Origin of the sequence: Pseudovibrio denitrificans JCM 12308 (assembly GCF_001310815.1) — a bacterium.
Classification (GTDB): domain Bacteria; phylum Pseudomonadota; class Alphaproteobacteria; order Rhizobiales; family Stappiaceae; genus Pseudovibrio; species Pseudovibrio denitrificans.
The window spans coordinates 58,617-71,727 of the sequence record NZ_BAZK01000006.1 but is presented as its reverse complement, the minus strand read 5'-3'; the positions used below and the strand labels follow the sequence as shown (position 1 = coordinate 71,727).

General features: G+C 51.7%; 9 protein-coding genes and 2 pseudogenes. 5 read left to right on the top strand and 6 right to left on the bottom strand.

The window, feature by feature from the left end; all coding sequences use genetic code 11:
* The first annotated feature begins 1 nt into the window (after position 1).
* The 3 genes from JCM12308_RS31430 to JCM12308_RS31420 are packed head-to-tail and all read left to right on the top strand — an operon-like array spanning position 2 to position 2,282.
* Positions 2–652, top strand: coding sequence for a molybdopterin cofactor-binding domain-containing protein (locus JCM12308_RS31430; protein WP_244271865.1), 651 nt, complete (start codon positions 2–4; stop codon positions 650–652).
* A complete protein-coding gene (locus tag JCM12308_RS31425; RefSeq protein ID WP_244271864.1) occupies positions 649–1,764 on the top strand; it encodes a xanthine dehydrogenase family protein molybdopterin-binding subunit in 1,116 nt (371 codons plus the stop codon). The genes JCM12308_RS31430 and JCM12308_RS31425 overlap by 4 nt, the downstream gene beginning before the upstream one ends.
* Before the next feature lie 29 nt (positions 1,765–1,793).
* The gene (locus JCM12308_RS31420) at positions 1,794–2,282 is read left to right on the top strand and encodes a molybdopterin cofactor-binding domain-containing protein (RefSeq protein ID WP_244271863.1); all 489 of its coding nucleotides are present in this window, start codon (positions 1,794–1,796) and stop codon (positions 2,280–2,282) included.
* 62 nt (positions 2,283–2,344) lie between these two features.
* Here JCM12308_RS31420 and JCM12308_RS29480 read toward each other — a convergent pair whose 3' ends face one another.
* Entirely contained in the window at positions 2,345–3,736 is a 1,392-nt protein-coding gene (locus JCM12308_RS29480; protein ID WP_208978405.1) for an AsmA family protein, read from the bottom strand.
* Positions 3,709–5,331, bottom strand: coding sequence for an AsmA family protein (locus tag JCM12308_RS29475; protein WP_208978404.1), 1,623 nt, complete (start codon positions 5,329–5,331; stop codon positions 3,709–3,711). The genes JCM12308_RS29480 and JCM12308_RS29475 overlap by 28 nt, the downstream gene beginning before the upstream one ends.
* Before the next feature lie 366 nt (positions 5,332–5,697).
* Here JCM12308_RS29475 and JCM12308_RS08965 point away from each other — a divergent pair, with 366 nt between their 5' ends.
* The gene (locus tag JCM12308_RS08965) at positions 5,698–6,177 is read left to right on the top strand and encodes a tellurite resistance TerB family protein (RefSeq protein ID WP_008551624.1); all 480 of its coding nucleotides are present in this window, start codon (positions 5,698–5,700) and stop codon (positions 6,175–6,177) included.
* 15 nt (positions 6,178–6,192) lie between these two features.
* Positions 6,193–6,941, top strand: a pseudogene (locus JCM12308_RS08960) (glutamine amidotransferase).
* Positions 6,942–6,990: 49 nt separating this feature from the next.
* Here JCM12308_RS08960 and JCM12308_RS08955 read toward each other — a convergent pair.
* The 4 genes and pseudogenes from JCM12308_RS08955 to JCM12308_RS29465 form a co-directional block, all read right to left on the bottom strand.
* Positions 6,991–7,596, bottom strand: coding sequence for an acetate uptake transporter (locus JCM12308_RS08955; protein WP_054783494.1), 606 nt, complete (start codon positions 7,594–7,596; stop codon positions 6,991–6,993).
* Positions 7,597–7,897: 301 nt separating this feature from the next.
* Positions 7,898–11,343, bottom strand: a pseudogene (pyc, locus tag JCM12308_RS08950) (pyruvate carboxylase).
* 341 nt (positions 11,344–11,684) lie between these two features.
* Positions 11,685–12,170: a helix-turn-helix transcriptional regulator gene (locus tag JCM12308_RS29470; RefSeq protein ID WP_244271870.1), complete on the bottom strand. Its 486-nt coding sequence runs from the start codon at positions 12,168–12,170 to the stop codon at positions 11,685–11,687.
* Entirely contained in the window at positions 12,101–12,403 is a 303-nt protein-coding gene (locus JCM12308_RS29465) for a hypothetical protein (protein ID WP_208978402.1), read from the bottom strand. The genes JCM12308_RS29470 and JCM12308_RS29465 overlap by 70 nt, the downstream gene beginning before the upstream one ends.
* Positions 12,404–13,111: the final 708 nt, after the last annotated feature.

The window sequence follows — 13,111 nt, the reverse complement described above, 5'->3', positions numbered from 1 at the left end:
GATGAGCCGATTGGGAAAATACACCCGCCGCGCCTTTCTCGGCCTTGGCGTTGCAGCTGCCGGTGGCCTCGCCGTGGGCTACTACTTCTACCAGAAGCCCTATGCCAACCCGCTGGACGCAAAGAAGGCGGAAGGCGAGACACCCTTCAATCCCTATGTGATGGTAGATGCAGACAACACCATCACTATCATCGCCCCTCGCGCTGAAATGGGTCAGGGCGTCCACACAACCCTCGCAGCTTTGGTCGCAGAAGAGCTGGAAGTTCCACTGGAACAGGTTGTCGTAGAACACGGACCATCCAGCCCGGCCTATTACAACTCTTCCATGCTGGAAGAGTCCGCACCATTCCCGTTCTACGATGAAAGCGTGCTGGCAGAGATGGCCCGTGGCTCCATGAAGATCGTCGCCAAATTCCTCGGCCTGAACATGACCGGCGGCTCCTCTTCCATGACCGACGCCTTCGTGAAGATGCGCGAAGCCGGATACGCAGCAAAGTACGTATTGGTCAAAGCCGCAGCTGAGCACTTTGGCACCTCTGAAGGGAACCTGACGCTCGCAGACGGAACCATCACGGACAAAGCCTCAGGCAAGTCCGTCACGTACGGCGAACTGGCCCGCAAAGCAGCAGCTATCTCCCACCAAGTGAGATGAAGCTGAAGAAAGCCAAAGACTGGAAGATCCTCGGCAAATCGCAGAAGCGTGTTGAGTTGAAGGAGAAAGTCACGGGTGGCCGTATCTTCGGCATCGACGTCCAGCTGCCGGATATGCTCTACGGCACCGTCAAAATGGCCCCACGCAAGGGCGTTAGCATCAAGAGCTACGACAAAACTGAAGCCCTCGCTATTCCCGGCGTAAAAGACGTGGTTGAGATCAAAACCATCGCTGGCGAAGGTCTCGGCATTATCGCGACAAATACGTGGGCGGCCTTCAAAGGCGCAGAGGCGCTCGAAGTCGAGTGGGACGATCCACTTTCCCTTCAAAACACCGATCAGATGTGGTCCGCCCTTGAAAACGCGCTGACACAGGAAGCCACCTTTGAGCTCGGCGGCACAGGATCTGACGCCGAAGTCTTCACCTCCATTCCGGAAAGTGAAGCCGTATCAGTTCAATACCGCGTTCCTTTCCTCGCCCACGCCACTATGGAGCCAATGAACGCAACCGCTCAGCACGACGGAGGTACAATCCGCGTCTGGACCGGTACGCAGGCTCCCGGCTTGATCCAGTCTGTGGTCTCCAGTCACTTCGGTATGGACAGCGCAGATATCGACGTCACCACAACACGCCTCGGCGGTGGTTTTGGACGCCGTCTAGAAGTCGACTTCGCTCTCTATGCCGCAGTGATCGCGGAAGCAACGGCGCCGCATCCAGTCAAAGTCACATGGACGCGAGAAGAAGACACGCAGCATGACACCTACCGTCCAATGGCGATTGGTGAGTTCAAAGGTCAGGTCACACCAGATGGCACCTTGAAGACCATGGACATGCACGTGGCCTCCCCATCCATCATCCAAAGCGTGATGCCAAGGATCTTCCCGGGCATCAGCCCAGCTGGCCCGGATAACACAGTGCTTGATGGCGCATTCAATCAGCCTCTGGATGTCGAAAACATCCGTTGTCAGGCCCATGTGGCCGACCTTCAGGTTCCACTGGGTTTCTGGCGTTCAGTCGGTAACTCCATCAACGGCTTCTTCCATGAAAGCTTCATGGACGAGGCAGCCCACAAGGCAGGCAAAGACCCGCTTGAGTTCCGCCTAGCCATCTGACCAGCGACGAGTTCCTGCCAGCTCGAGAAGTGCTGAAACGCGTTGCAGAGATGTCAGGCTGGGGCACACCGCTGCCAGCAGGCAAAGGACGTGGCATTGCCCATGTTCTTTCATTCGGCACATGGACAGCACAAGTGGTTCAGGTCGACGTCACAGACAATACCGTCACCATCGAGGAAGTCTGGGCAGCTGCAGATCCGGGCATCGTGCTGGACCCCAGCATGTTCAAAGACCAGATCATGTCCGGCATCAACTTCGGCCTCAGCCAGGCGCTCGGTCAGGAAATCACATGGGCAGACGGACAGGTGGAGCAAGCCAACTTCGACACCTATGACGCCATGCGCATGTATCAGGCACCGAAGATCACGATTGAGCTGCTGGAGAACTCTCCACGTATGGGGGGAGCTGGTGAACCGGGAACACCACCGTCAACACCAGCTCTCGCAAATGCGATTTTCGCGGCAACCGGCAAACGCATCAGGCAAATGCCACTCAGCAACGAGATCGACTTCATCTAACAACAAAAAAAAGCCCGGAGCATTCACCGCTCCGGGCTTTTTCTATTCAGATTGAACTTAGATCAGTCAGATAGGAAACCAGCAGGCATACCAAACGCTTCTTCCAGTGAGGTCAGCGTTGCATCCGTATCTGCCGTTCCCTCAGCAACCGCTTCCACGTTCACATTGCCTGGCCCACGAGGCACCACATCACGCCGCTTCAGATCGCGCTTCGGAGCAGCGATAACGCGTGACTTCTTCGGTGCCTCCGCCACAGCAGCAGGTGCCGATGCTGGTGCTTCACCCGGCTTCGCGACAGGCATGAGGATTTTAGAAGTGTCAGTGTTGGCAACAGCCCCTTCAGCCAGTGGAGGCAAATCCCCATCACCGATGGAAGCCGTATTCACAGCGCCTCCTTCAGTAGCAGGCTCTGCGAGCACAGTCAGCTCAGGGGCAGCCTCAGCACTTTCAGAAGATGCTGTCAGCGCATCCTTAGCAGCAGCTGCCCGCAAACGCTGAGCTTCCTCAACTGTCTTTGCAGTCTCCAAATCCTGCGCCAGTTTCTCAGAAAGCTTCTGGGTTTGCTTTACATCCCCGAAGGACGCACTCGCATACTCCTGAATATCAACAGTCTCAAAGCTCGGCAGATTGATAGAACCGCGGATCTTCAATGGCGCCATATCAGCAGTCTGAGTGATTGCGGTCCCCTCACCATCCAGCTTGGATTGATCCAGCATACTTGGCTGCAAATACCAGAGAACCTCACCATCCTTGATGTTGATTGCACCGCGACCTTCCACCAGAGCCGTTTTACTCTGCAAGGTCAAAGCCTGAAACTCTGCAGTGCCTTGTTCAAAGATAACGTCAGCACCCCAGCTGGAGAACTCAGTCTGATCCGCCTCAGCAAACGGCCAGCCGGTGATACCTTTGCTGCCAACAGATGCAACCAGGCGATCAACATCCAGCTCATGCAGCATGCCATTGCCAAGCTGGAAGCTCAGCGCACCGCCCATATTGACCCAAAGATCGGTCGGCGTCTTACCAGAGGTGTTTACGTCCATCTCAGCATAGAGATTGCCATCCACACGCGGCATATCTCCGAGAGAAGCAAGGAACGGAGCTGCGTTGATACCTTTCAGCGAGAACTCAGCAGAAATACCTGGCTTCACAGTCGCACCATTCAGCAGTAGCTTGCCAGCCCCTTCACCTTTGTAAAGACCAACTCGCTTCACATCCAAAGCCAACCGACCTTCTGAAAGCGCGGCTCTCAATTCAGCATTCTGTCCACGCAAAGCACCTAGCTTCAGGTCTTGAATGGTTAGCCCAAGGTCCAGATCAAAGCTGCGTAAAACAGAGAAGTCATAATCCCCTTCCCCCTTTGCGTTCTTGGCATCATGACGAGAGAACATCTTGTCGAAGGAGGCATGCGCCACTTCCAGTTGGCCACTCAACTTTGGAACTTCACCAGTATCCAACCGGCCATTGCTTGAAGGCTGGTGTCATCCAATTGGAACCGCGCATTCTGGAACGCTACACCATTTGCATCCGCATCAAACTGGCCAGAGAGCACCAGCTTCTGTCCACGCAGATAACGTGGCAACGGACGTCCATACCAACGCGCAAAATTGTTAAAGTCATCAGTCTGGAATGCGAAGATACCGCCAAATCCATCACGCAGAGAATATGGACCGGTTAGGCTTCCAGAAAACATCTCACTCGAAAATGCTAAATCAACATTCGCATCAGAGCGTAATCCGCCCTGCAAAACAATCGGCTCACCATTCCAACGCGCAGTGCCTTTCAGCTCAAGCGGCTTGGACAAACCAGAGAACACAAAGGTCAGATCCATATCGTCCAGAGCTTCATCACGCCCATCAACTGCCAGCAACTTCGGCAGTTGAATGTCCGAGACGCGCCCTTTGCGCAGGATAGCACCGCCATCAACTTCCAGCGCAGCAACCAGCTCATCATAAGACTGGCCAACGCCATAGAAGGAGGCATCCACATTGGCAAAACCGGAAGCAGGAACGTCGAGCCCAGCCAAACGCAGCAGTTGCTCAAAGTTCAAAGACTGTCCGCCAACCTGCCCTTTCAGCTCATAGCCGTCTTCCAGATAGTTCAGCGCAACATCACCGCCAAAACCAACAGAGCCAGCAGTGATCGAAAGATCCTTGGTCCGAACGCCACGCTGACGGAACTGAAGCTCAGTAGAAAGCGCAGCACTCCCAACAGCCTCGGGCAGCTTCGCCTCATGTTGGGCAGCAACAGCAGCGAGATCCGGCAACTCAACAGAAACCTGAAGCGTTCCGACAGGCCGCACACCAAACGCAAGCTGACCGTTAAAGCCAATCTTCTCCTGTGCAGGTCCGACAAGATGCGCCTCAACAGAGGTCGCCCGCGCTTCACTCAGCGCAGTAACAGAGCCAACACGACCACCAACAGCATACTGTTCATCACCTTGAACAAACGCACCTTCAGCTGTCAGCGCATCACCACCGCTCTCAAAGTTCAGTATCAGGTCAATATCAGAGAACACCAGCGGAGCCGACTGATCAGGCTCGCTATAAGAAACAACGCCACGCTGAATGCCGACGGTATCCAGATCCAACTTCTGCATGAAGGAGGCCACGCGGCCCGCAATGTTGGCAGCAACCAAAGAGGCTTCCCCTTCTTTGCCGTTTGCCAGCTGCGGCTGCCAGGAAGCGCCACCTTTCTGATCAAACTCCAAAGTCCAGGTCGGCTCAACAAGCTCAATGTTGCGGATGATGTTGCCACCGGTCAGCAAACGCAGAGAGTTCAGCTCAAAACGGGCTTTCTCAACCCGCGCGAACTCAATCCCGTCAGCTCGTGCAACACCGGCAACACCAACATTCTCAATCTCGATGGCCAGCGTCGGCAGCAGATCCACACTCGTCCGCCCATCAAGACGCAGCTTCCACCCGGTCGCGGTCTCGAACGTTTCTGCAATTTGGGCTTTCAGCTGTTTTTGTGGAACGAGCAGCGGTGCAAGCACCAGACCACAAACCACAAGAGCGGCAAGAGCTCCAAAGATAAGAAGAGAGCGTTTCATTTAGTCTCAGTATCCTAGTGGACGATTTCGTGAGGCCCGGAAAAGGACTCTCATGTAAGCAGCTTGTACTCAACAAATACAGGGCAAAAAGCCCGTAGAAAACGTCTAAATTATGATTAGTTAAAGCCTTTCAAGGGCCAGAACAAAAGAACTACGTATTCTGAACCAGAGAGTCCTATCATATTTGCTCCCAATTGTCGCAGTATCACGTGGCTTCAAATTGGCGTATTTCGGTCCTTTTCTTTGGCATTTGTAATTGTTTTTGCGTATCAATAGTAGTTCATTCGGACCTGAATCATCTTTAAGCACCTCAGAAATGCACTATTTAAAAGTGCAAGAAAACCAATAGTTGCACGGAGCACATGAATGCTGGACGCCCTGAAAAAATTCTTCAAAGACCTGTCAAACGAGCAGGAGGAAGCTGGACGCTTTTCTGAAGATGATGAACGGCTGGCGGTCGCAGCACTCATGTTCCACATCATCGCCGTTGATGGCGAGATTGAGCAGCAGGAACTGGACCAGTTGAAACGCGTCTTGCAGCAACAATATGAGTTGAACGAGGAAGACACGAAAGAGCTCATGGAGCTCGCCAAAGTGCGCGACGAAGAAGCGGTCGATCTTTACGGCTTTACCTCCGTTCTCAAGCGCAAGCTGGAACCGGAACAGCGCCTGAAAGTGATCGAGGCTCTCTGGGAGATGGTCTTCGCCGATGGGTCCGTCCATGAATTTGAAGACAACACAATTTGGCGCGTTGCAGAGCTTCTTGGCGTCTCCTCCAGAGACCGCATGCAGCTTAAGCAGAAAGTAGCTCAGCGACAGAGTGGTAGTAGCCCCTCCTCTACCTGAAGGTTTTAGTTTGAAATGTTAGAGCGGAACAAACAGCACCCGGCCAAAGTTCTGGTCGTACTGCATCAGGAAACATCCAATCCCGGTCGTGTCGGGCAGCAGTTGATCAAACGTGGATTTGAGCTGGACATCCGCCGCCCACGGTTTGGCGATCCTATGCCAGAAACTCTGGCAGATCACGCAGGTTCCATCATCTTCGGCGGCCCGATGAGTGCCAATGACGGCGATGACTTCGTGAAGCAGGAAATCGACTGGATCAGCGTTCCGCTTAAGGAAAACAAGCCATTCCTCGGCATCTGCCTTGGAGCGCAAATGCTCTCCAAAAACCTTGGTGGCAAGGTCACCGGTCATGACGATGGTCTGGTTGAGATTGGCTATTATCCGCTGGAAGCTACCGAGTCCGGCGCCGACCTCATGGAATGGCCCAAACAGGTCTACCAATGGCACCGCGAAGGCTTCTCTCTTCCTACAGGCGCAGAATTGTTAGCTCAAGTCCGACCTACGAAAATCAGGCCATCCGAGTTGGCGAGAATGCATTCGGCATTCAGTTTCATCCGGAACTGACCTACGCCATGATGAACCGCTGGACCACACGCGCTGCTCACCGTCTGGTACTTCCGGGAGCAAAAAAACGCGGCGAACATTTCCGCGAGCGCTTCGTGTATGACCCAGCGGTTCTGCACTGGTTGGAAGCCTTCATGGATAACTGGATCGGGTACGCATCCGAGCCAGCCAGCAGTTGGTCATCCCACACAGGCAAATAATAAAAAGGCCCGGTCATTGCCGGGCCTTTTTCATTGGTTTGGACGCAGCTTACTCAGCAGCAACAGCCTCAGCTGCAGAAACTTTCTCGCCCGGCTGCAGCACTGGAGAACCAACTGGCAGAACATCGCGACCACATACATCTTTGTAGATGATGTGCGCCATCACGTACCACGCACAGAAAGAGCACAGGATCAGCACGTAACCAGCAATCACGTTGAAGAATGCAGGACCAAAGTGCCCCAGGACCAGCAGAATGAAGCCAAGCAGCAGGCTACCGAAGATGGAAGCTTCTGCAGTGTGAATGTGCAGCGCGCCGTAGAACATGATGCCAGTGTAGATGGTGAATGGCAGCAGGAAGAAACCGATATCGGTGTGGGATGACGTGTAGAAGCCCAGTTTGTTTCCAACAAGAATACCTGCAAACGCCAGCCAGAATGCACCGTAAATGGTGAACGCGCTGTAGCCGAAGTTGTTGCCGGTTTTACCAGTCTGGAAACCTGCAACCAACTGCGCAAGGCCACCAACAAAAACGCCCAGCCAAAGAACCGGACCCATATTGTCCAGCAGGCCAATGTTCACCATCTGCAGAACAAAGGTCGTCATACCAAATCCAGCAAGGCCGATAACTGCTGGGTTTCCTGTTTTAGTTTGCACGGTCGCACCCTCAATAAAAAACCCAACTCTGACCCATTAGGAAGACAGCTCCTGAAGAACAGAAATTGGGAAACACACTCTCGAATTAGTTGGAGCGCTGAATACAGAAGGGCCGAAACCGGAACAACCGCACTACTACGGAACGTAGCAATACCTAACGTAAAACGTAGCTTCAAAAATCAATTAAACGACTGATATAATTAGATAATTAAAACCTACAAACGAAAAAACCAGCAATGCATAGTGCTCATGCACCAAACGCATTGCTGGTTAATCTCAATCAATCAGTGCAGTTCAAGCACTATCCCTTAAAGGTAACAATCAGGTCCTTCGCATCAAGCTGATCGCCAGGTGCTACACAAACTTCACTGATCTCACCGTCACGTTCCGCATGAACAGATGTTTCCATCTTCATCGCTTCAATGGAGACCAGCAGATCGCCAGCTTTCACGGTCTGACCTGCCTTCACCGCCAGCGTTGAGATAACGCCCGGCACAGGTGAACCAATCTGAAGCTCATTGTCATCATCTGCCTTACGGCGCGCAGGTGTGTTGGCTGCGCTATGGGTACGGTCGATGATACGGATATTACGTGGCTGACCGTTCAGCTCAAAGAACACACGCTTTTCGCCATGCTCATCAGTTTCACCAATCGCAAGACAGGAGATAACCATGGTCTTGCCCGGCTCCAGCTCGGCCATAATTTCATCACCAACATCCAGACCGTAGAAGTAGGTTGGAGTTGGCAGCACGCTGGTTGGACCATACTTGTCCTGTGCCTTGGTGAACTCGGTATAAACCTTCGGGTACATGAGCATGGAAGAGAGTTCCTGCTCAGAGCCTTTGCGGCCCAGAATGCCAGAGAGTTCCTCACGCTTGGCATCCATGTCCTCAGCTTCCAACAGAGAACCCGGACGAACCGTGATCGGCTCCTGACCTTTCAGAACCTTCTTCTGCAGGTCTGCAGGCCAACCTCCCGGAGGAATGCCGAGATCGCCATGCATCATGTTGACGACGGATTCTGGGAAGGAAACTTCCTTGTTCGGATCAATCACATCTTCAGGTGTGATGCCCTGAGACACCATCATCACCGCCATGTCACCAACAACCTTGGAACTTGGCGTAACCTTCACAATGTCACCAAACATCATGTTCACGTCAGCATAGGCCTTCGCAACTTCGTGCCAGCGCATTTCAAGACCAAGCGAACGAGCCTGTTCTTTCAGGTTGGTGAACTGACCACCTGGCATCTCGTGCAGATAAACTTCAGAAGCACCAAAGCGCAGATCACTCTCGAATGCGCGATACTGAGTACGAACAGCTTCCCAGTAGAAGGAAATCTGCTGAATACGGTCAGTATCCAGACCACTATCACGAGAAGTACCCTTCAGCGCTTCAACAACAGAGCCCATGCATGGTTGAGAAGTCAGGCCGGACAGGGAATCCATCGCCAGATCAACAATGTCCGCACCGCTTTCGACAGCTGCCAGAACAGTTGAGGCTGCGATACCGGAAGTATCGTGCGTGTGGAAGTGGATCGGAATTTCGATCTCATCTTTCAGCGCTTTGATCAGAACCTTGGCGGCCTGAGCTTCAGCACGCCGCCCATATCCTTAATACCAAGAATATGCGCACCTGCCGCTTCAAGCTCCTTCGCCAGATTGACGTAGTACTTCAGATCATACTTCGGACGCGCACTGTTCAGAATGTCGCCAGTGTAACAAAGCGCTGCTTCACAAAGCTTGCCCTGCTCCTGAACCGCATCCAGAGACACGCGCATGTTCTCAACCCAGTTGAGACAGTCAAACACGCGGAACACATCCACGCCAGATTCAGCAGCTTGGCGAACAAAGTGCTGCACCACGTTGTCCGGATAGTTCGCATACCCCACACCGTTGGAACCACGCAGCAACATCTGCATCAGCAGGTTTGGCGCTTTCTCACGAACAAGGCGCAGACGCTCCCATGGATCTTCAGTCAGGAAGCGCATGGACACGTCAAAGGTCGCGCCACCCCAGCATTCCAGAGAGAACAGCTCAGGCAGACCCTGCGCATAGCTGTCCGCAACCTGCACCAGATCATAGGTACGCATGCGTGTAGCAAGCAAAGACTGGTGCGCATCACGCATGGTGGTGTCAGTCACCAACACTTGCGGCTGCGCTTTCACCCACTTGGCAAAGTCTTTGGGACCAAGCTCTTCCAACTTCTGACGCGTGCCATCCATAACTGGTAGTTTGAACTTCGGCGCAACAGGTGATGGCGCATCTGCTGGTGGTGTCGGACGCCCCTTAGTTTCCGGGTGCCCGTTTACAGTCACATCAGCGATGTAGTTCAAAAGCTTCGTTGCGCGGTCAGCCGTCTTGATGTTCTCAAACAGCTCAGGCGTATTATCAATGAAGCGGGTCGTATAAGAGTTATCCTTGAATGACGGATGACCAATGATCCGCTCAAGGAAGATCAGGTTCGTCGCAACACCGCGAATACGGAACTCGCGCAGAGCACGATCCATACGCGCGCAAACTTCTTCAGGTGTCGGCGCCCACGCAGTGACTTTCTCAAGCAGCGGATCGTAGAAGCGGGTGATCACAGCACCTGCATACGCGGTGCCACCATCCAAGCGAACACCAAAGCCGGTCGCACCACGATAAGCGCTGATACGTCCGTAATCCGGAATAAAGTTATGCTCAGGATCTTCGGTGGTAATACGACACTGAAGGGCATGACCATTCAGCTCAATACCAGCCTGCTCAGGAACACCGGTGACGTTCTCATCACCAATGCGACCACCTTCAGCAATACGGATCTGCGCACGAACGATGTCAATGCCAGTCACTTCTTCAGTAACCGTGTGCTCCACCTGAATACGCGGGTTCACTTCAATGAAGTAAACCTTGCCGGTATCGGCATCCATCAGGAACTCAACAGTACCAGCACCACAATAGCCAACTTCACGGCCGATCTTCAGGCCATACTCACAAAGCTCACGGCGCTTCTCTTCATCAAGATAAGGAGCCGGAGCGCGCTCAACCACTTTTTGGTGACGACGCTGAATAGAACAATCACGTTCAAACAGATGAACAAGGTTGCCATGCTGATCGCCAAGGATCTGCACTTCAACGTGACGGGCACGCTCAACCAGCTTTTCGAGGTAAACTTCATCCTTACCAAAGGCAGCACGTGCTTCACGCTTAGCTTCAACAACTTCGCGTTCCAGCGTTTCCTCATCTTTGATCACGCGCATACCGCGACCGCCACCGCCCCAGGATGCTTTGAGCATCACCGGATAACCGATCTCCAGCGCAAGGCGCTTCACTTCTTCCATGTCATCTGGAAGCGGATCAGTCGCAGGCATCACCGGTACGCCGGCTTTGATTGCCAGCTCGCGTGCAGAAACTTTGTTACCCAAGCGGCGCATAGTTTCAGGAGAAGGGCCAATAAAGATAATGCCGTTCTCTGCACAAGCCTCAGCAAACTCCGGGCTTTCAGAAAGGAAACCATAACCAGGGTGAATTGCATCAACGCGCTGTTCTTTTGCAACGCGGATAATCTCGTCGATAGACAAGTAAGCCTCAATCGGGCCCAGGCCTTTACCTACCTGATAAGCTTCATCTGCCTTAAAGCGATGTAAAGCCAACTTGTCTTCTTCAGCAAATACAGCAACCGTTTGGAGACCAAGTTCGTTTGCAGCTCGAAAAACTCGAATTGCAATTTCTGAGCGGTTAGCAACCAATATTCGTTGAATAGCCAAAGTAGGTCCCCCAGTCTCTATGTATTTTGGGGCTTTATAGTCGAGCAAATCCCTCTATGGAAAGATTAATTTATAGTCACTTGAGCCATTACTATATTTAACGGGTCATAAAACATTAAGAAAACGGGGAAATTCTAAGGAGTTTATCGTACAATTGAGAAAAACTAAACACGTAAAAATATATACACAAATACCCTAAATTTTGACTTCACTAATATATCTCATGCAAATTTTTCTACTTTTACGACTAAAGGAGGCAAATTATACTCATCCGCACAAGTGCAAACAGCAGGCTTCGCATAGCGAACCCTGCCGAGTGCATGTGTAGGTGTCGTTATAGCTTAACGAATAAGACCCAGGCGGAAACCTTCAGCCACCGCGTGTGTTCTGTTCGCAGCATGCAGCTTTCTGGCAGCCGAAGCCAGGTACCAATCTGCAGTATGCTGTGAGATATTCAGAATCTGGCTGATCTCCCAACTTGTCTTGCCTGCATCGGACCACTTCAGACATTCAAGCTCGCGAGGAGTAAGGCGATGGCGAGGACGGTTGGTGTTCGCACCAACAAGCTCACGCACCTTATTACTTGCGTAAATACCAACCAGATGAAGAACACTGATCTCGCGTTCATTCAAACGCACCTCAGGTCCACCAAAGATAAGCATGCCCTGATAGCCTTGAAGGCCATGCACCGGCACACAAACACCATCATACATTCCGTAATCACGTGCTTCGGAAAGGACTTGCTGTGCAGCTGCTGTCAAATTGCGATCACGTGCAACACTGGACCATAGGAATGGACGACTAGCAGTGCGCGCTTTCGCGACAATCGGATCATTTTGTACATAATCACGGTCGAGATAACGTTGTTGCCACTCAGGGCGCCAACACTCAACATAATTGACCCATCAAAAGATGCGCCGGCTTCGGGGATCGCAGCGAGACAAAAACTTGTAAAGCCGAAAGATTGGCCAAGTTCAGCAATACGCTTAGAAACACCATCAGGTGTCTCTTCATTATTAATAGATTCAACAAATTCAAGTGCAGCAGTCAACGGATTCATTTTATACACCCCTACATATTATGCCTCCAACAACCTTACTCTACGCAATATCCACTCAATATAGAAGGTGTATCTATCACCCATCTTCTATTCGAGCTCATTGTTTTCATATTGGGAAAGAAATCTATTCAATTTAACTTCTCTCCCAATAGAAATACGGCCATATATATTGACATTGTTAAATTGCACTATGTCTTTTTCGAAAAGTGCCGACGGGAAAACTTTAGACTTAAAACGAGAATTCTTATTTCTTAGGAAAAAGCTATTGTTAGGAGCAGGTTAACAATTCGTTAACCTTAGATTGTCCGAGCATCAATACGGATGCGTATGTAATATAGGAAAAATATTCCAACCTTTTGAGACTTTTCTCAGTTGGATTCTCCGTTTCTTTTCATTCTGCATAGATGCAAAAAACTTAACGATATGCCTGAGGGGAAAGCGGGGATAACTCCACCCCGGAGAAACCCATTGGTTAAAACAGAAGTGGCAACATCCCCCCTGCAGCACTCATCCGCAGCATGTCCGGGGGCATTACCAAATGGCAAATTTTCAGCTAAAACAAGAGAGTTACTCAGAAATTTAGCTAGTAACAAGTGCAAATGTGTTACGCATAATCCGCGTAACAGCTGGCTTCTTGTAACCATTTAACACGATGTAACCTCCCCAAAACGGCATATAGTGCACGTTATAGTCATGCATCTTATTCAG

What these genes read in the sequence shown, in the direction of transcription:
- JCM12308_RS31425 (WP_244271864.1), top strand. Translation starts at nt 649, where the DNA reads ATGAAGCTGAAGAAAGCCAAAGACTGGAAGATCCTCGGCAAATCGCAG.
- JCM12308_RS08965 (WP_008551624.1), top strand. Translation starts at nt 5,698, where the DNA reads ATGCTGGACGCCCTGAAAAAATTCTTCAAAGACCTGTCAAACGAGCAG.
- JCM12308_RS29465 (WP_208978402.1), bottom strand. Translation starts at nt 12,403, where the DNA reads ATGAATCCGTTGACTGCTGCACTTGAATTTGTTGAATCTATTAATAAT.
- JCM12308_RS29475 (WP_208978404.1), bottom strand. Translation starts at nt 5,331, where the DNA reads ATGAAACGCTCTCTTCTTATCTTTGGAGCTCTTGCCGCTCTTGTGGTT.
- JCM12308_RS31430 (WP_244271865.1), top strand. Translation starts at nt 2, where the DNA reads ATGAGCCGATTGGGAAAATACACCCGCCGCGCCTTTCTCGGCCTTGGC.